Source organism: Klebsiella sp. HMSC25G12 (assembly GCF_001807705.1).
In the GTDB taxonomy this organism is placed as follows: Bacteria; Pseudomonadota; Gammaproteobacteria; order Enterobacterales; family Enterobacteriaceae; genus Klebsiella; species Klebsiella variicola.
In genome coordinates this window covers 34,118-50,617 of record NZ_KV789908.1, presented here as the reverse complement: position 1 = coordinate 50,617, position 16,500 = coordinate 34,118, and the positions used below count along the sequence as shown (strand labels likewise).

Here is a 16,500-nt window from a genome sequence, read left to right as displayed (position 1 = left end):
CCCGCGGTGATTAGAATCCAGGTAAAATTTTGCCCTGATAACGCGTCAGAATGAACTGACGAACTGCGTCCGAATGCAGCGCTTGCGCCAGCTTCTGAATGCCCGGGTCCTGAATATTGTCCGGGCGCGCCACCAGATATTCGACGTACAGATCGCTGCCTTTTTCCACCAGCAACGCTTTATCGGTGTCGATACCGGCCTCCAGCGCATAGTTGGCAAAGATAAAGGCCAGGTCGACCTGCTTCACCGCGCGCGCCAGCATGGCGCCCTCCAGTTCGCGGATCTTAAAGTGATGCGGGTTGCTGGTAATGTCCTTGGTTGCCGATTGCGGGTTGTGCGGATCCTTGAGGGTAATCAGCCCGGCGTTGCTTAACATCACCAGCGCGCGGCCGGTGTTCACCGGATCGTTAGGGATGGCGATCGTGGCGCCGTCAGGCACCGCGGCGAGGGTCGTGTATTTGCTGGAGTAGGCGCCGAAGGGCTCGATATGCACTCCCACCACCGGTACAAGGTTGGTGTGGCGGGTCTGGTTGTAGTTATCGAGGAATGGCCGGTACTGGTAGTAGTTGGCGTCGAGGTGTTTCTCCGCCAACTGCTGGTTAGGCTGAATAAAATCGTTAAACACCTTGACCTGTAAATCGACGCCTTCCTTTGCCAGCACCGGCTTCACAAATTCAAGGATTTCCGCATGCGGCACCGGCGTGGCGCCGACGATCAGCGTCTCGTTAGCCAGCGCTGCGGTGGAGAAGAGGGCCAGCAGTCCGGCGGCAATAATGGATTTTTTCATGATAGTGATTTCCTGAAACCAAGAAGGGTAAGTTATTTGCGGCTGACGTAGCGCACCAGGCGGTCGCCGCTCATTTGCAGAAGCTGTACCAGCGCAATCAGCATCAGGACGGTGACCACCATCACGTCAGTCTGAAAGCGCTGATAACCAAAACGAATGGCCAGATCGCCCAGCCCGCCGCCGCCGATCACCCCCGCCATCGAGGTGTAGTCGACCAGCAAAATGGCCGTCACGGTCACGGCGGCGATCAGCCCGGCCCGCGACTCCGGCAGCAGCGTGTGCCAGATAAGCTGCCAGGTGCTGCCGCCCATCGACCAGCTGGCCTCCACCAGGCCGTGCTCCACTTCGCGCAGGGCGGTTTCCACCAGCCGGGCGAAGAACGGGGCGCAGCCGGCGACCAGCGGCGGAATGGTTCCTTCCACCCCCAGCGAGGTGCCGGTCAGCAACGTGGTTACCGGGATCATCACGATGAGTAAAATGATGAACGGCAGGGATCGCAGCACGTTGACACACAATGACAGCAGGCGGTAAAGGCGCGGGGCGTACAGCAAACGCGGCTCGCCGGTGAGATAGAGCACAATCCCCAGCGGAAGCCCCAGCAGTACGGTCCATCCCAGCGACCAGGCCAGCATGGTAAGGGTATCGAGGGCGGCCTGGGCCACATCGTTCCAGTCGATTTCCGCGAAAAACGCCAGCAGACTCGTCATATCAGTTCCAGTCATGTCGTTGCGGGCGAATGCCGTTCAGCACCCAGTTGCCAAGCAGCTGATACTTCCAGCGAACCGGGTCGTGCAGGGTGTGCACCCGGGCATTGCGCCAGTGGCGGTCGAGGTTGAGCGACTCACCGGTGGCGCGAGTGCCCCCCAGCTCGAACAGGCGGCTGGCGGCCTCCAGCGCCACTTCGGTGGTCCAGATTTTGGCGCGGGCGACGGCCAGCGACGCCTCGGCGACATGCTCCTCGCTGAGGTCATTTTTATAGCGGTCGAGCACCCGTCCCGCCCGCTCCAGCAGCGCGTCGGCTGCCGCAAGGCGGCTGTCCAGTTGACCGATATGGTAGATAGTCAGCGGATCGTCGCTCGCCCGCTCCACACCGGCGTCGATCCACGGCCGGGCGCTGTGGCGCACGAACGCCACGGTATCGTCCAGCGCCGCGCGGGCGATCCCGGCATCTATTGCCGCGGTGGTCAACTGGGCGAAGGGGCCGGCAAGAGTCGGGCTGGCGTAGGACTTCCAGGTTGGAAAAAGGTGGAAAGGACTGACCGGAAGATTATCCGCCAGCACGGTGCCGCTGGCGGTGGTGCGCTGACCGAGGCACGCCCAGTCATTGACCACCGTCAGCCCCGGGCTGTTCTGGGGGACGAAAGCGAGCTGGGCGCGATCGTCGGCGTCCAGCGCCAGAATGCCAATCCAGTGGGCGTACAGCGAGCCGGTGCAGTAGCCTTTACGACCATTGATCCGCAGACCGTCTGCGCCTTCCTCGATACGGGTACGAATATCAAGGACCGTTTTCCCCCCGGTTTCCGACAGGGCATTGGCGAAGCGATAGCCCTGTAATACCTGGGCGAAAAAGAACGCCTGCTGGTCGTCGCTGCCCTGCAGACGAATATCCTCCAGCAGGCAGTAGTGGTTCTGGGGGATCTGGCCTAACGACGGATCCGCCGCAGAGAGAATGGCGATAACCTGCGCGAGGGTCGCGGCCGAGACCTCGGCGCCGCCAAAGCGGCGCGGCACCGTGATGCCCCACAGTCCGCTGTTGGAATAGGTGTTGACGATCTCCGCCGGGACAATGCCCGTCCGGTCGCGCTCGGCGGCGCCGGGTTTGAGCACGGCGGCGATCTCATGGGCGATGGCGAGGGCTTCCGCATCGCTGGCAATAATATGCGCCTGCGGCGTGGACTGGGTGTAAGGCTGTGCGGGTGAATTGGCTGACATCATCTTCTCTCTTATTCAGTGAATAGCTTATGCACAAATTAGATAAATAAATAATTCATAATGCCTGTGGGTTATATGTGTGGGTAAGCAAAACACGTGCCAGTGAGAGAGGAAGGCGCAGTCGTGATAGGAAGCGGGTTGGCTATGTCAGCTGATGGAGCGGACTGCTGCAAATGCAGCGCCGTTTTGCGCCGGCTGTTGCAAAGGCAACAGGAGAGGAAAGCGACCGCCGGACCGAAGGAAGGAAGTCAGGCGGTGAGCGTGGCGAGGGCCTCAGCGTTTCTTTGCCGCAGGGGCGAGCAGTGAGGGGGCGGTCTCGGTTAACGGTTGCCAGAGCCGCTCGGGGTCGCTAAATCCCTCTTCCACGAGAGCAAAAAAGCGGCTGGCGTGGAGACCGTCGACGAAGGCATGGTTAAACCGCCCGGCCACCGGGATCACGCCGTTCTGTAGTTTCCCCCAGGTAAGCGCGGGCACCGCCGCGCCTACGGCATATTCCGCATGGGTCATCGAGGTGAAGTGGAGCCACGGCAGACAACTGGCGCAGATAAAATGCTCGCCATCGACGATGAGCGGCGCCGGCGTTGTCTCTCTTGCCGCGACGATCTTCGGCGTTGCCGCATCGCTGAAGGTGGTGAACTCGGGGGCGTTGTCGCACCATACCTGGCGGAATCCTTCCTCGACGGTCATCACCGGCGTCATTACCGCCAGGCTGTCATATTCAATCACCTCATCATTGCGCACGCGCTGCCGTAGCTGCGGTACTCCGTTTGCCGCGCGCAGCAGCGCATAGAGCGCGAGCTGAAAAAACGAGACCCGACGGTCCTTCGCACATTCGTACAGGCGCTGCGCCGCTATCGGGACACAGAGGTTAAAGCTGGGGTTGGCAAATTGTCGGTAAAAGGTGAAATGGTCCCGGCGGGGCCAGGTCGCGGTGTCGATAATTCGGTAACGTGCCATGAATGCCTCCTGAATACTGGCGGTCTGCTGACTATGCGACGATTTCAATCAGGTTGCCATCGGGATCGGCGATCACCGCCTCATAATAGCCGTCGCCGGTGGTACGCGGCGGCGAAACCAGTATCCCCGCATCCTCGGCGCGTTGGGCGAGGGCATCGACCTGTTTCGCCCCGCCTACCGAGAGGGCCAGATGCGCCCAGCCGGTATGGTTATTATCCGCGCTGGCCGGCTGCAGGCCAGGCTTGGTCATCAGCTCGATCACCACCTCGTCCTCGATGGTGACAAAATAGGAGGCAAAGCCGGGGTTGGTCTGGCTGAGGTATTTTTCATTGATGCTGGCGGCAAAGAACTCCACCCAGAAGCGGGCCTGGACGTCGAGCTGTTGGGTCCACAGGGCGAAATGGGCAATTTTCATGGTAAACCTCCGGGCAGGAACATTGACAATCAAAGCAGCGCAGACGATCATGCTTGCTGTTGCTCGTTTTTGATAATTTAAGGAGTTATCGTGCTCGATTATGCTGCTTTTCCCCAACAGCGACAAGCGTTGATTTGCCAGATCCTGCAGGAAAACGGCAGAGTGGTGTGCGCGGAGCTGGCGGCGCGGCTTCAGGTGTCGGAGCACACCATCCGCCGCGATCTGCATGAGCTCAGTCGCGAGGGGTTCTGTAAAAAGGTGTATGGCGGGGCGGTGCTGAGCCTGCCGGAGGCCGGGGACTACAGTGAACGGAAAGATAAAAATCGAGCAACAAAAGTCAGGATCGCGCAACAGTGTGCCAGGCTGGTGAAGCCCGGCGGCACGATTTTCGTCGATACCGGGACCACCAATCTGGCGATGGCCGAGGCGCTACCCGCTGAGCTGGCGCTGACGGTGGTAACGAACTCCCCGGAGATCGCCGCGGTACTGGTGAAAAAACCGTTGTATGACGTGGTGATCCTCGGCGGCCAGGTGCAGCGGGCGAGCGGCGGCTGCGTCGGCGCCGCGGCGGTGGCTCAGGTGCAGGGCATGTTATTCGACCAAGGTTTTATCGGCGGCTGCGCCATGGCGCCAGAGTCGGGCCTGACCGGTTTTGACTACGCCGACTGCGAGTTCAAGAAAGCGGTGATTAAGCAGTGCAGCGAAATTATCATCGGCCTGACCTCGGATAAAATTCCGGCAGTGGCACGGTTTGTGGTGGCCGCGAGCAGCGATATCGATGTGCTGGTGGTGGAAGAGAACATCAGTCGCGAATATCGCGTTGCCTTTCAGCAGCACGATATTCGCATCCATACCGTGTAACCCGTTAGCGGGTGAGGGAGGTGGCGATAAGCCGCAGGCCCAGCGCCCCCAGCACCGTCGCGGTGGCGATGTCGATCCGCCGCTTCAGCCGCAGGTAGACGCGCCGCGGTCGATCGGCAGACAGCACCAGCGCCACCAGCGAATACCAGCTGACGTCAATCAGAAAGCTCATCAGCGGCACGATGTAGTAAAACGCGATGGGGATCTGCGCTGGCAGCAGAGCGGTAAAAATTGAGGCGAACACCAGCGCGGTTTTGGGATTGCTCAGCTGGGTATACAGCCCATCGCGGAAGGTCTTCAGCAGTGAATGGTTGCCAGCCATGCCGCTGGCGGAAAAGTCCATCGGCTGCGCCGACCCGCGGAAAATTTTATAACCCAGCCATAACAGGTAGAGCCCGCCCGCCACCTTCAGGCCAATGAACAGCTCCGGCACCGCGGTGAGCACCTTCTGCAGGCCCAGCATCGCCATAATGGAAAAAATGGCGGCGCCGGCGCCGGTACCGAGGGCGGTCACCAGACCGTGCACGCGCGAGCGAGCGACGGCATTGCGCGCGACAAAGATAAAGCTTGGGCCGGGACTGATCACGCCCATGATCAGCACCGCGGCAATGGCCATCAGGCTGGATAAGAACATAGCGACTCCTGTGATGTCCGCCGCCGGCAGGCGGTCGGTAACCTGTGAACGGTTGGGGTAGACAGAGTAGCAAACTGGTTCAGGAAATCACGTCAAAAAGGTGTGGATAAGGCAGGGCGGCGCGGGCGGTGGCGGCGCGCGTTTTCTGCGCAACTGTTTGAATAACGATTCCCATTCTTGTCATCAATGGTAAACTGAATAACTGTGATCTTTGTCATACCGTAATAACTACAGAGAAGAGACACTGCTATGCAACATATCATTGAGGGCTTCCTCAACTTCCAGAAAGAGATCTTCCCCCAGCGTAAAGAGCTCTTCCGTAGCCTGGCCTCCAGCCAGAATCCCAAAGCGCTTTTCATCTCCTGTTCAGACAGCCGTCTGGTGCCTGAACTGGTAACCCAGCAGGAGCCGGGACAGCTCTTTGTCATTCGTAACGCCGGGAATATCGTGCCGTCTTTCGGGCCGGAGCCAGGTGGCGTTTCTGCTACCATCGAATATGCCGTCGTTGCGCTGGGCGTGACGGATATCGTGATCTGCGGCCACTCCAACTGCGGCGCGATGAAAGCGATCGCCACCTGCCAGTGCCTTGAGCCGATGCCGGCGGTGTCCCACTGGCTGCGCTATGCTGATGCTGCGAAAGCAGTGGTGGAAAAGAAAACCTGGGCCAGCGAAACCGATAAGGTCAACGGCATGGTGCAGGAAAACGTCATCGCTCAGTTGAACAACATCAAAACCCATCCGTCGGTGGCGGTCGGTCTGCGCGACCATACCCTGCGCCTGCACGGCTGGTTCTACGACATTGAAAGCGGCGACATTCAGGCGCTGGATAAAAACACGAAATCCTTTGTTTCGCTGTCGGAAAATCCGGACGTCTTCTTCGAATAAAGCCGTTCTCAGGGCACGGAGGCCCTGTTCATCCCCTCACCACTCCACGCAAATTTTGCCAAAATGGGCGCCGCTTTGCAGATAGCGAAAGGCATCCGGTAAGGCTGTAAAATCAAACACTTTATCGATAACCGGCCGCGACGCCTGCAGGTTCAGGGCGTTGACGTAGTCCTGCTGTTGCCGTCTATTACCCACCACCAGCCCCTGCAGTCGGGCCTGTTTACTCATCAGCAGATGGGTGGGGACATGGCCCTCGAAGCCGGTCAGGACGCCGATCAGGGCGATGTGTCCGCCAACACTGACCGCCTCGAACGACTGCCCCAGGGTGCCCGGACCGCCCAGCTCCAGAATGAGATCGGCCCCTCGATGGCCGGTGATATCCTGCACCGCGGCGCCCCATGCCGGGGTGGTGCGGTAATTGATGAGATGATCGGCCCCCAGGGCGCGAGCGCGGGCGAGTTTTTCATCTGACGACGAGGTGACGATCACCTGCGCGCCCATACTTTTCGCCAGCTGCAGGGCGGTTATCGACACGCCGCCGGTACCAAGCGTCAGCACCGTATCGCCTGCTTTTAACCGTCCTTCGACGACCAGCGCACGCCAGGCGGTAAGACCGGAGGTGGTGATGGTTGCCGCCTCTCTGAAACTCCACCCCTCAGGCGCATGGGTAAAATGGCTGGCCGGCCTGACTACATACTGGCAGGCGAACCCCTCCGCGCCATCGCCCGGGGTCTGACTGAAGTCGCTCACCAGCGGACCGGGGTGGCCATCCAGCCACTGCGGGAAAAAGCCAGCGACCACCCGGTCACCCGGCTGAAATTCGTTCACTCCGGCGCCAACCGCTTCCACCACGCCGGCGCCATCCGCCATCAGGATCCGCCGATCGGCGGTGGGAATTACCCCCGTTGCGACCAGCAAATCATGGTAGTTCAGCGAGGTGGCGTGCAGCGCCACCCGGATCTCTCCTGCAGCGGGCGCCCCGGGGTCAGCAAGATCGACAAGCTGCAGGTTCTCAAGCGAACCGGGTTTTTTGACTGTCCAGGCTTTCATCATCAGGCTCTCTTTTCTGGAGGATACAGTCAGTATTGGTCGGCAATGGAGCGAGCGCCACAGCATGCCTGTCGGCAAAACGCTGAAAAGGGAAAGGCGGAAAAAAATACAGCGCCGTTAAAAACGGCGCTGTATTTATCGCTAACGGCTAAAAGGCTTATTTGCTCAGTTCAGCCGTCATGTGGACGCGATTATTAAACTGGGCGCTGGTGATTTTATAGGATGCACCCTGTTCCGCGGCCTGGGCGGCGATTTTTGCTTCAGCCCGGTCCAGGGTCGAGGCGGTAGCGCTGACGCTCTGGGCGAAGCTGACAGAAGAGAACAGAGACAGTGCCGCAACTGCAACGAAAGTTTTGATGGATTTCATGGTCGTATTCCTTAATCTGGTGTCTGATAAAGGGCTTTTCGCCCTGATGTGGTAAAGAATACGCTTGAATGTTGCAGGCTAAAATCAAAACAATTTGCGAATCTTGTTCAAATAATATGAATGTTTTTCCGCCGTGTGCAACGCGGCCTGCCGCTGTCGGGCAGGCTTTGCCCATGGCGTAAAACTGGCAAGGTCGGTTGAGAGCGGGTTAAACGTTGGCCCGGAGATCATAAAATGATGAAAATGAGCATGGCTGACCAGGTGAAAATTAACCTTAATCCGTTCCAGTCCGTTATAGACTCGCTTGCGATTGATCCCCAACGTGGCCGCCAGTTGATTCACCGACTGTCCCTTCATGGTGGCGGCGATTATCCGTCTTTCCAGAAGGTTGAGGGGCGCTCGCTGACGGGAAGAGGTACTCTGACGCTGATGACGCGGCACCAGAGGCCAGCGACGATCGGCCAGCCTGCGCAAAAGGCGGCCAACCTCCGGAACGCTTTCCCGCTGGCTAACCCACAGGAGGGTATCCGCGAAAAAGGCGCGTCCGCGCCTCACGTTGCCGGCCGAGGTAAAGCCGACCACCAGACTCTGATAACGCAGGGCTAATTCAGCGGCGGCCTGATAATCGTGAAAGTTTTCCAGCGATAAAATAATCACATCCAGCCCAGCCGGATCGGGAAAATGGCTGAGTGGCAGCGAATGAATAATGTTCAGCCCGGGCAGGGTCTCCTGAATATCTCTGAAACACTGGGCGAGGCCGATATTAAAAAAAAGATTATTGCTGTGAATTAAAATATTCAACGGATAAACCCTGTTACAAGCGATGTAAACGGCGCGGAGAGGGGATTAGCTGCGTACCAGAAGTTTATTCATATCAGCAGGCGAGGCATTAATATAATTCATCATGCCCGGTGGTTTGAATGAGTAAATTTCGGCTACGACAGCATTGTTAATATAATACCCTGCGCACTTGACCCGAATAATTAATGCGCTTTCAACGCCTGCCTGGTTAAGACGGGATTTTAACGTCTGAATAACCTGCCATAATCGCTGCGCAGACGGGCGAAGGTTATTTTTTTCCCAGACGTTAATCATCAACTCTTCATCGCTGACCACCCGTTCTCTGCCATGCGCCAACAGATATTCCAGTAAACAGGCCATGGTACTGCGTAGCTGAACTTGCGTTCGCGTCCCTCGCAGCGCGATAATTTCCCGATGATGCAGGCAGTAGAAAATATTATCTGCTAACTTATAGCCAAGCAGTTTATAGCCCTTAGTCATCCACCACTCCCTGACAAATCCAGTTATTGCCGGTGCAGAGTACCTGCCTGCTGCTGACTGACCAAGTGAATTTTATTTGTTAGAATAATCAAAACAAATAACCATGTTTGTATACATAAGTAGAATAAAAATCTGATAAATGATTATTGCTCTGCAGGATTGTATGGTATAGGAAAAGTCTTAAACAAACGTCAGCCGCTGGTAAGCGGTTGAATATATAGGTGTCAGGAAAAACTAAATGCACTTATATTGATCTAGATCAATTTTGCTCATTTCAGGAGGCTTTCACCATTTACATAGTAAAACAAAGATTGAAATAACTTCCGTTACGCGATGATAAGCTGATTCTGAACTTATGGAACTACCCAGGGAATTGTTCATTACTTTTCAGGAGCGTTTTTATGGTCATTGCAACTCGTAAGCCTCTGTGTAACAAACGCTGGTCGGCCAGCCCGGCCTCCCAGGATCTTCAGTTGACTCAGCTACGCCACCCGTGGGTCGCCACCAAAGCCAGCTGCAAAAGCAAAAAAGCCTGGAAAAGCCGCAGTTAGCGGCCTGCCCAACCCCCTGACATAAAGCCCTGCTTGTCCCTGCGGACAAGCAGGGCTTACCTCTGCGACCTTTACACCGACTGCAACAGATAACCATAAGGCGTCTCCACCACCCTGGCAAAGCCGGGCAGACCAAGATGCATGCCGGCGATCAGCCATTGTTCGCTGGCGGCCTGGCGCAGCAGACATTCCCGGGTTTGTCGGGCCTGTTCAGGATCGACGTCGAAGGCGACCGACACCGACGTCCGGGTGGTCTGAATGGTCGGGAAATGGACAATATCCCCCCAGATGAGCAGCGAGGTATCGCCCGTCTCGAGACGATACCCGGTATGGCCGGGCGTATGGCCGGGCAGAGGGCACGGGTGGATCCCGGCGACCGTCTCCTCACCATCAACTTCGCGAATTTGCGCCGCGCAGATTGCCAGTACGCGGTGGACGAGCAGCACGTTGCGCCGGCCGCGATCGCTGGCGTTGTCCAGTGTGGATGCCGCCAGCCAGTAAGCGCGTTCCCGCGAAGGCAGGAACACCGTGGCGTTGGGATACGCCGGGGCGCCGGTTGCCGTCAGCAACCCGCCGATGTGATCCGGGTGCGCGTGGGTGAGGAGGATGGTGTCAATCTCCTCAGGGCGTACGCCGAGCAGCGCCAGAGTGGCGATAAGCGCACCGCCGACGCCATTGACTCCCCCGGTGCCGGTATCCACCAGTACGGTGTGCCCGCGTCCGCGGATAAGATAGGCGCCGATCGCAATGGCCTCCGGTGAGGCTAACCCGGCGTTCCGCTGCAGGCGCTCCGCCTCCTCAGGCGTGATACCCGAGAGTAAGGACAGTGGCGCCGACATCTGACCATCACTGACGGCGGTCACCGTCAGGTCGCCTGCGGTCAACGTATAAAAGGGAGCTGGTGTCATGGCGACCTCACGCGCGTTGCGCCGGGTTACGTAACCGGGCGGTGATGGGTTGATAGATAAAGACGGCGGCAGCCGTGGCCAGGTGATGCAGGTCGTCACGCGGGACGATGGCGGCATACCGGGTTTGTTGCGTCGCCAGGCCGCCAGGCAGCAGGACGATTGCCGGGGAGATGGGTAGCGTCTGAGGCGTATCGCTCAGCAGGAGCACCTCATCAGACCGGACCTCCCGCACGCCGCTATCTGCAACATAGAGGTGGCGGTGCCAGTCGGTGATCGCCGATTGCCAGCGGGCAAAATGGCCGCCTCCGTTGCGGCGGTAGGCGTCGCTGTCGATGACGGTAGCATCGTGGATATCGTGCAGCGCCAGGTAGCGGGGACACTCCTCGCTGAGGGCGCGGAAGCGCTGAGAGGCGTAAAAACCGGGCACAGAGACCAGCGCCGGCAGTTTTTCCTGATTGTAAAAGGTATTCCACGCTGTTTCGCTTTGGGGATCGGTGTAGGCGCATTCGACGACATAGAGCATAGTGACCTCGATGGACAGATGATTGAGCGCGCAAAGCGCTTTAGTGACTTTTCATCATCCTATCGGCTAAAAATGGCGCTGAAAAACGATGTTAATTCAATGGTCAGTGATATTCTGTCACTGACTTTCGGTGAGCCTGCACAAGGAGCATTGGCTATGCGTCGTAAAATCCCCAGCAGCGCTGCGCTACTGGCTTTTGAGGCCGCTGCCCGTCACGGCAACTTTGCCCGCGCGGCGGCGGAACTCGCGTTAACGGAAGGGGCCATCAGCCGGCAGATTGCCCGTCTGGAAGCGCTCCTCGACAGTAAACTCTTCGACAGGACGGGGAGCCGGGTGCGGCTCAATCCGGCTGGCGCCCGCTATGCCCGCCAGGTCCGCGAGATCCTCGCCCGTCTGGAGCGGGATACCCACGACGTCAGCGGGATGCCCTCCGATGGACATAGTCTGGAGATCGCCGTGCTCCCCACCTTTGCCAGCCGCTGGTTAATCCCCCGGCTTGGACGCTTTGCAGCGCAGCATCCGCATATCGTGGTCAATATTGCCGCCCGCAGCGATCCCTTCATCCTCCCGGGCAGCGGTTTTGATGCCGCCATCCATTTTGATCACCCGGCGTGGACTGGCATGGATGTGACCTTTTTGTTCGAGGAGTATCTGCTGCCGGTCTGTCATGCGGCGCTGCTGACGAATGACGAGCTCCCCGGGCAACTGAACCGATTGCCGCGCATTCACCGGCGGCAGAACCCTGACGCCTGGCTGCTCTATGCCCGGGAATGCGGGCTGGCGCTGGATAATCCGGCGCAGGGGCCGCGCTACGATCTGCATGAGATGGCCATCGCCGCGGTACTGAGTCAGCAGGGGGTGGCGCTGGTGCCGAAGATGTATGTGGCAAGCGAGCTGCGCGCCGGGACGCTGGTTGCCCCGTGGCCGGGCTCCCCGACGCTGGCTAAGCGCTTCTGCCTGATCAAACCCGGTGGCGGGGAGGGGGAGCTGGCGCTGCAAGTGTTTGAGCGCTGGCTGCAGACGGAGATTGCAGCCGGTTAAGTCAGGGCTGGGCCGGGGGGAGGCTGCGTCGCCCGCTGGCGGGCATATTTCCCCGGCGATATCCCGGTATAACGGGTAAAAGCTACGCTGAACGCGCTGGCCGAGCCATAGCCGATGCGCTCGGCGATATCCGCAATGCTGATGCCCGTCTCGCTCAGCCACTGCATGGCCAGGGTCATTCGCCAGCCTAACAGATAGCCCATCGGGGTCATCCCGGTCAGGTCGGTAAAGCGTTCAAATAACGTCGAGCGAGACAGCGCACAGTCGGCGGCCAGGGCGTTGACCGTCCAGCGTCTGGCGGGGGCCTGATGCAGCAGGCGGATTGCCTGGGCGACCCGCGGGTCGCTCAGCCCGCGCATCAGACCGGGGGTGGCGAGCGTGCCGGAGGAACGGATGGCCTCGATAAAAAGTAGCTCAACCATCCGCGCCAGAACGAAAGATTTGCCCGCGCGATCCGCCTGCGCTTCCTCTTTCAGCAGCCCGACAAAGGTGGCCAGCCGCGGTTGATTGCGGACCACCACAAAGGCTGGCAACAGCGAGGCCAGCAGGCTGGCGTTCGTTGAACCGGAAGCGCAGTGGCCAATCAGCGCCTGCATCTGCGCAGGCTTGTCGAGGGCTCCCAGCCGAAAGTGTCCCTCCGCCAGTTGCACCGGGATGGTCTCCAGCGCCGGTGAAGGGGGCGGGGTCAGGCTGGTTAGCGCGAAGCGGTACGCCGCCGGGATCAGAATAAAATCCCCGGCGCGCAGGATCTGCGGCTCATGCTGGTCTATTTCCAGCCGACAGCCGCCTTCCAGCACGACGCCATAAAATGACAACCCCTGGTCCGAGCGTATCACTCGCCAGTCTCCCGCCCCCTCAACGGTTTTGGTCAGCACCGCTCTGAGATTTAGCATGGCAATAACCTCCGCCAACGGATCGCTCATTTCCGGACTCCTGCTAAAGAATGATGGATTATTGACCCTATATCGTCCGACACGGCCTGTCTATGATCAAAAGGAAGAAGCCATTCGGAGACAGAGATATGCAAACGATAATGATCACCGGCTGTTCATCGGGTTTTGGCCTGGAGACGGCGCGTTATTTTCTCGAGCAAGGCTGGAAGGTTATTGCCACGATGCGCGCTCCGCAGGAAGGTGTGTTGCCCGCCAGCGACCGTCTGCGGCTGGTGCGTCTTGACGTCACTTCGGCGCAGAGTATCGCCGAGGCCATTGCCGAAGCCGGAGAGATTGATGTGCTGGTTAACAACGCCGGGGTGGGGATGCTTAATGCCCTGGAGGGCGCGTCGCGCGAGGCGATAGCAGACCTGTTTGCCACCAATACCCTGGGAACGATTGCCATGACCCAGGCGGTGATCCCCCGGTTCAGAGCGCGCCGAAGCGGGACCATCGTTAACATTACCTCGGCGGTCACCCTGCAACCGATGCCCCTGCTGGCGGTATACACCGCGAGTAAGGCGGCGGTGAATGCCTTCACGGAGTCGCTGGCGCTGGAGCTCCGTGCTTTTAATATTCGCGTCGGGCTAATCCTGCCGGGACGCGCCCCGCAGACCCGCTTCGGGGAAAACGCTCGTCGAACGATGGGCCAGCTCCCGGAGAGCTATGCGGCGCTCGGCCAGCAGATCCTCGACAGCATCCAGGATAACGCCAGCGTGACGCAGGCTGTCGATGTGGCTCAGGCCGTCTGGCGGATGGTGAACGATCCTCAGGCCCCTTCGCGGCTGCCGGCAGGGGAAGATGCCCTGGCGATGGCGCAGGCCAGTCTTCGCCGTGTCTGAAGACAATATGCGGGTTTTGTCTGTCAGACGGTAGGTGCGCAAGCTGCCGCTGCGCTTTATGGCGGGGGAATATTATCCCTGTCAGTATCGTCTGGATAATATTAGCGGGTTATACGACATAACGGTCAGGCGGCGCTTACTGATGTAAATCAGAAAAGCAATGTATTTCATGGTGCGTTTTCGCCGCTTATTCTGGATATGTGCGAACCGCCCGCCATATTATGACATCATCAATGGCTCAGGTCTTTTATATGTAATTTCTCAATGTAATTCGGGCGTTAATCTTAAAAAGTTATTCTGGCCCGGTCGGGGCTGGACTTTCTTTATTCTACTATGGCAGGGTTTCATCCCTGCTGTACCGCGCGCTCGCTTTTTTACGCCAGGGAATAGTTTTCAGTATGGAATATTTCTTTGGTGGATTATGAAGATAAAACGAACATTACTCATCATACTTTCCCGTGTTATCAGGGGAGCAGGTATGGGATTAGGTACTTCGGGTATCGCGCTGGCTGGCTGGTTCTTTTTTTTCTCAGTAAATGAATATAAATTTCTCTGGGGTTTACTTTCAGTTGTGGAATTCCTGGTGGGGTATCTGATATATCGATTTGCATATGCATATATTTATGATGAATGGAATGATTATCATTAAAAATTAAACGGCGTGGTCTGTTGATCGATTTTTGATGCTCATGACTGTGGAGTAAAAATATGAGTGTGATGGGTGCCCTTTCAAATACTTGAAGTGTCGTTTTGCCAGCGTTAATTTTGTCTGAATCTGAGGAACGAAACCCTGTGCAATTTGTGAACGGGCTTCATGACGTAAAATTCTGGCCACACTGAGTGAAATTTCAGGTTAGAGGCCGAAACTCATGCGGCATTGTTTTCCGTTATGATAGTAGTGAAATTGTCATTTTTGCTTCCTGATTTGCTGACAGACAGGGAGTGGCCATCCATATCGGTCAGCGAGTCATTTGGGGGAGTAGCCGCCATTACGAATGGCCGTGTCGGTTAATGGCATAGTCGTCACCTTAGTTTTGTCTGCAGTATTCTGTCACGTCAGTGCCCGGAGTTTTAAAGCCTGAAATGTTTTCCGCCGGGAAAAAATGCCTTGTTGCAATGACACATTCCCCACCGTTTGTGGCTTAAAGCGCCATTTCGATGTGCTCAAAAATGTACTTAAAAGGGTTGGCTTCCCCTGCACGAGTGTGGAAAATGCAAGGAAAAATCTTTGCCAATACACAACATTTTAAGTCAGCAATACCATCGGGGGGCAGGTGATAAAACACAGAAATTACAGAAGGATAACTGATTGGTGCGTCTGAATGGACTCGAACCATCGACCCCCACCATGTCAAGGTGGTGCTCTAACCAACTGAGCTATAAACGCATTATGGTGCGTTCGATTGGACTCGAACCAACGACCCCCACCATGTCAAGGTGGTGCTCTAACCAACTGAGCTACGAACGCAATGTTGTGGTGACAACGGGGACGCATATTAGCGGCAGGGAGAGGATGTGGCAAGAGGTAAACGTCACTTTTCTTGCACATTGCATGCGATTGCGGAACTTTTACCCATTCCGGATATATTTTACTGAACCACAAGGATATTTCTTCGCCAGCGAGCGTCATGACTCGCTTTTTTCTGCCCGTCTAACTCTGCGCGGTACGGTTGCCGTTGTGTTAAATTATCGGCCACCAGAAGAGAAGGAGTCATAACGAAGATGAAATCGATTGGTATTTTTTGCGGTTCTTCAGCTGGCGAACATCCGCTGTATCTCGACACCGCCCGTCTGGTCGGACGTACGCTGGCGCAGCAGGGGCTGGCGCTTGTCTATGGCGGCGGTAAAGTCGGTCTGATGGGGGCGGTCGCCGATGCGGCGCTGGAGGCCGGTGGCGTGGTGATCGGCGTGATGCCGCGCGGCCTGGTGGAGCGGGAAATTGCCCACCGCGGCTTGACGGAGCTGCATGTGGTCGAGGATATGCACGAGCGGAAAACCAAAATGGCGGCGCTGGCGGATGGCTTTATTGCCCTGCCGGGCGGGGCGGGGACGCTCGAAGAGATTTTCGAACAATGGACCTGGGCGCAACTGGGGATCCATGAGAAACCGTGCGCGTTCCTGAATATCAAGGGTTATTACGATCCGCTTCAGGCGATGGTCGACAACATGGTACGGGAAGGATTTATGCACCCGCGCTACGCGGAGATGCTGCCGTTTGCTACCTCGGCAGACGAGATTATCGCCGGTTTTCGCGACTATACGCCGCCGGCCCGTAAATGGGTTCAGCAGCCCGCTATTTAAACATCAAGCGCAGGGTAAACAGCGCGCAGACGATGAGCAGTAACAGCAGCAATTCGAAGCGATAGCGTTGCAGCATGATGTCCTCCTGAAAAAAAACCGGCGCTGTTCTGCGCCGGTTTATCACCTTAACGCCCTGACCATTATGCCGCCGGTTTAACCGCCGGTTTAGCTGCGTGGTGTGCCGCTTTATGATGTTTCTTTGCAGCCTGCGCTTTCTGCGCGACTGCCGGTTT

The 16,500-nt window shown here is 57.6% G+C and carries 20 protein-coding genes, 2 tRNA genes and 1 pseudogene; 7 read left to right on the top strand and 16 right to left on the bottom strand.

All coding sequences use genetic code 11. The features are described 5' to 3' along the window. Positions 1-10 precede the first annotated feature (10 nt). The 5 genes from HMPREF3096_RS18835 to HMPREF3096_RS18815 form a co-directional block, all read right to left on the bottom strand. On the bottom strand, positions 11-787 hold the full coding sequence (locus tag HMPREF3096_RS18835) for a MetQ/NlpA family ABC transporter substrate-binding protein (RefSeq protein WP_008804592.1): 777 nt from the start codon (positions 785-787) through the stop codon (positions 11-13). A gap of 32 nt (positions 788-819) precedes the next feature. Next, on the bottom strand, positions 820-1,494 hold the full coding sequence (locus tag HMPREF3096_RS18830; protein ID WP_008804593.1) for a methionine ABC transporter permease: 675 nt from the start codon (positions 1,492-1,494) through the stop codon (positions 820-822). Between the two features lies 1 nt (position 1,495). Continuing rightward, the gene (locus tag HMPREF3096_RS18825) at positions 1,496-2,722 is read right to left on the bottom strand and encodes an SfnB family sulfur acquisition oxidoreductase (protein ID WP_064169278.1); all 1,227 of its coding nucleotides are present in this window, start codon (positions 2,720-2,722) and stop codon (positions 1,496-1,498) included. Positions 2,723-2,992: 270 nt separating this feature from the next. Beyond that, positions 2,993-3,676, bottom strand: coding sequence for a CatA-like O-acetyltransferase, family 1 (locus tag HMPREF3096_RS18820; RefSeq protein WP_012541497.1), 684 nt, complete (start codon positions 3,674-3,676; stop codon positions 2,993-2,995). Positions 3,677-3,707: 31 nt separating this feature from the next. Continuing rightward, positions 3,708-4,091, bottom strand: a complete 384-nt coding sequence (locus HMPREF3096_RS18815; RefSeq protein WP_070544544.1) for a VOC family protein — start codon at positions 4,089-4,091, stop codon at positions 3,708-3,710. A gap of 90 nt (positions 4,092-4,181) precedes the next feature. On the opposite strand from HMPREF3096_RS18815, the gene HMPREF3096_RS18810 reads away from it, so the two are divergent. Next, positions 4,182-4,952 (top strand): DeoR/GlpR family DNA-binding transcription regulator, encoded by a 771-nt coding sequence (locus HMPREF3096_RS18810; protein ID WP_012968026.1) that lies wholly within the window; start codon positions 4,182-4,184, stop codon positions 4,950-4,952. 4 nt (positions 4,953-4,956) lie between these two features. On the opposite strand, the gene HMPREF3096_RS18805 is transcribed toward HMPREF3096_RS18810, so the two are convergent. Further along, complete coding sequence (locus HMPREF3096_RS18805; protein ID WP_022065489.1) at positions 4,957-5,586, bottom strand: LysE family translocator; 630 nt, start codon at positions 5,584-5,586, stop codon at positions 4,957-4,959. A 249-nt stretch (positions 5,587-5,835) separates the two neighbouring features. On the opposite strand from HMPREF3096_RS18805, the gene HMPREF3096_RS18800 reads away from it, so the two are divergent. After that, complete coding sequence (locus tag HMPREF3096_RS18800) at positions 5,836-6,471, top strand: carbonic anhydrase (RefSeq protein WP_008804599.1); 636 nt, start codon at positions 5,836-5,838, stop codon at positions 6,469-6,471. 36 nt (positions 6,472-6,507) lie between these two features. Here HMPREF3096_RS18800 and HMPREF3096_RS18795 read toward each other — a convergent pair whose 3' ends face one another. From HMPREF3096_RS18795 to HMPREF3096_RS18780, 4 genes are all read right to left on the bottom strand, one after another. Next, complete coding sequence (locus HMPREF3096_RS18795; protein ID WP_198580178.1) at positions 6,508-7,524, bottom strand: zinc-dependent alcohol dehydrogenase family protein; 1,017 nt, start codon at positions 7,522-7,524, stop codon at positions 6,508-6,510. Between the two features lie 154 nt (positions 7,525-7,678). Next, a complete protein-coding gene (locus HMPREF3096_RS18790) occupies positions 7,679-7,888 on the bottom strand; it encodes a YdgH/BhsA/McbA-like domain containing protein (RefSeq protein ID WP_004202908.1) in 210 nt (69 codons plus the stop codon). A gap of 84 nt (positions 7,889-7,972) precedes the next feature. Beyond that, positions 7,973-8,689, bottom strand: coding sequence for a hypothetical protein (locus HMPREF3096_RS18785; RefSeq protein ID WP_032730551.1), 717 nt, complete (start codon positions 8,687-8,689; stop codon positions 7,973-7,975). 45 nt (positions 8,690-8,734) lie between these two features. Continuing rightward, positions 8,735-9,169: a winged helix-turn-helix domain-containing protein gene (locus tag HMPREF3096_RS18780; protein ID WP_050887084.1), complete on the bottom strand. Its 435-nt coding sequence runs from the start codon at positions 9,167-9,169 to the stop codon at positions 8,735-8,737. 401 nt (positions 9,170-9,570) lie between these two features. Here HMPREF3096_RS18780 and HMPREF3096_RS30965 point away from each other — a divergent pair, with 401 nt between their 5' ends. Next, a complete protein-coding gene (locus tag HMPREF3096_RS30965) occupies positions 9,571-9,720 on the top strand; it encodes a hypothetical protein (RefSeq protein ID WP_012541503.1) in 150 nt (49 codons plus the stop codon). Positions 9,721-9,791: 71 nt separating this feature from the next. On the opposite strand, the gene HMPREF3096_RS18775 is transcribed toward HMPREF3096_RS30965, so the two are convergent. Together HMPREF3096_RS18775 and HMPREF3096_RS18770 are read right to left on the bottom strand one after the other, a co-directional pair. Next, complete coding sequence (locus HMPREF3096_RS18775) at positions 9,792-10,628, bottom strand: MBL fold metallo-hydrolase (RefSeq protein WP_032730549.1); 837 nt, start codon at positions 10,626-10,628, stop codon at positions 9,792-9,794. 7 nt (positions 10,629-10,635) lie between these two features. Beyond that, entirely contained in the window at positions 10,636-11,151 is a 516-nt protein-coding gene (locus tag HMPREF3096_RS18770) for a DUF4286 family protein (RefSeq protein WP_008804604.1), read from the bottom strand. Between the two features lie 156 nt (positions 11,152-11,307). Here HMPREF3096_RS18770 and HMPREF3096_RS18765 point away from each other — a divergent pair, with 156 nt between their 5' ends. Beyond that, complete coding sequence (locus HMPREF3096_RS18765; RefSeq protein WP_064169277.1) at positions 11,308-12,192, top strand: LysR substrate-binding domain-containing protein; 885 nt, start codon at positions 11,308-11,310, stop codon at positions 12,190-12,192. Here the strand turns inward: HMPREF3096_RS18765 and HMPREF3096_RS18760 are convergent. Then, positions 12,189-13,115, bottom strand: a complete 927-nt coding sequence (locus tag HMPREF3096_RS18760; RefSeq protein WP_032730545.1) for an AraC family transcriptional regulator — start codon at positions 13,113-13,115, stop codon at positions 12,189-12,191. The genes HMPREF3096_RS18765 and HMPREF3096_RS18760 overlap by 4 nt on opposite strands. A 98-nt stretch (positions 13,116-13,213) precedes the next feature. Between HMPREF3096_RS18760 and HMPREF3096_RS18755 the strand changes: the two genes are divergently transcribed. Together HMPREF3096_RS18755 and HMPREF3096_RS31520 are read left to right on the top strand one after the other, a co-directional pair. Then, positions 13,214-13,966: an SDR family oxidoreductase gene (locus HMPREF3096_RS18755; RefSeq protein WP_008804607.1), complete on the top strand. Its 753-nt coding sequence runs from the start codon at positions 13,214-13,216 to the stop codon at positions 13,964-13,966. 169 nt (positions 13,967-14,135) lie between these two features. Beyond that, positions 14,136-14,615, top strand: a complete 480-nt coding sequence (locus tag HMPREF3096_RS31520; protein WP_142669095.1) for a hypothetical protein — start codon at positions 14,136-14,138, stop codon at positions 14,613-14,615. A 661-nt stretch (positions 14,616-15,276) separates the two neighbouring features. On the opposite strand, the gene HMPREF3096_RS18750 is transcribed toward HMPREF3096_RS31520, so the two are convergent. Then, a tRNA-Val gene (locus HMPREF3096_RS18750) sits at positions 15,277-15,353 on the bottom strand. Between the two features lie 4 nt (positions 15,354-15,357). Further along, positions 15,358-15,434, bottom strand: a tRNA-Val gene (locus HMPREF3096_RS18745). Between the two features lie 254 nt (positions 15,435-15,688). Here HMPREF3096_RS18745 and HMPREF3096_RS18740 point away from each other — a divergent pair. Then, positions 15,689-16,267: an LOG family protein gene (locus tag HMPREF3096_RS18740; protein ID WP_008804612.1), complete on the top strand. Its 579-nt coding sequence runs from the start codon at positions 15,689-15,691 to the stop codon at positions 16,265-16,267. A gap of 140 nt (positions 16,268-16,407) precedes the next feature. On the opposite strand, the pseudogene HMPREF3096_RS29595 reads toward HMPREF3096_RS18740, so the two are convergent. After that, positions 16,408-16,500, bottom strand: a pseudogene (locus HMPREF3096_RS29595) (acid-shock protein); the annotation flags it as partial.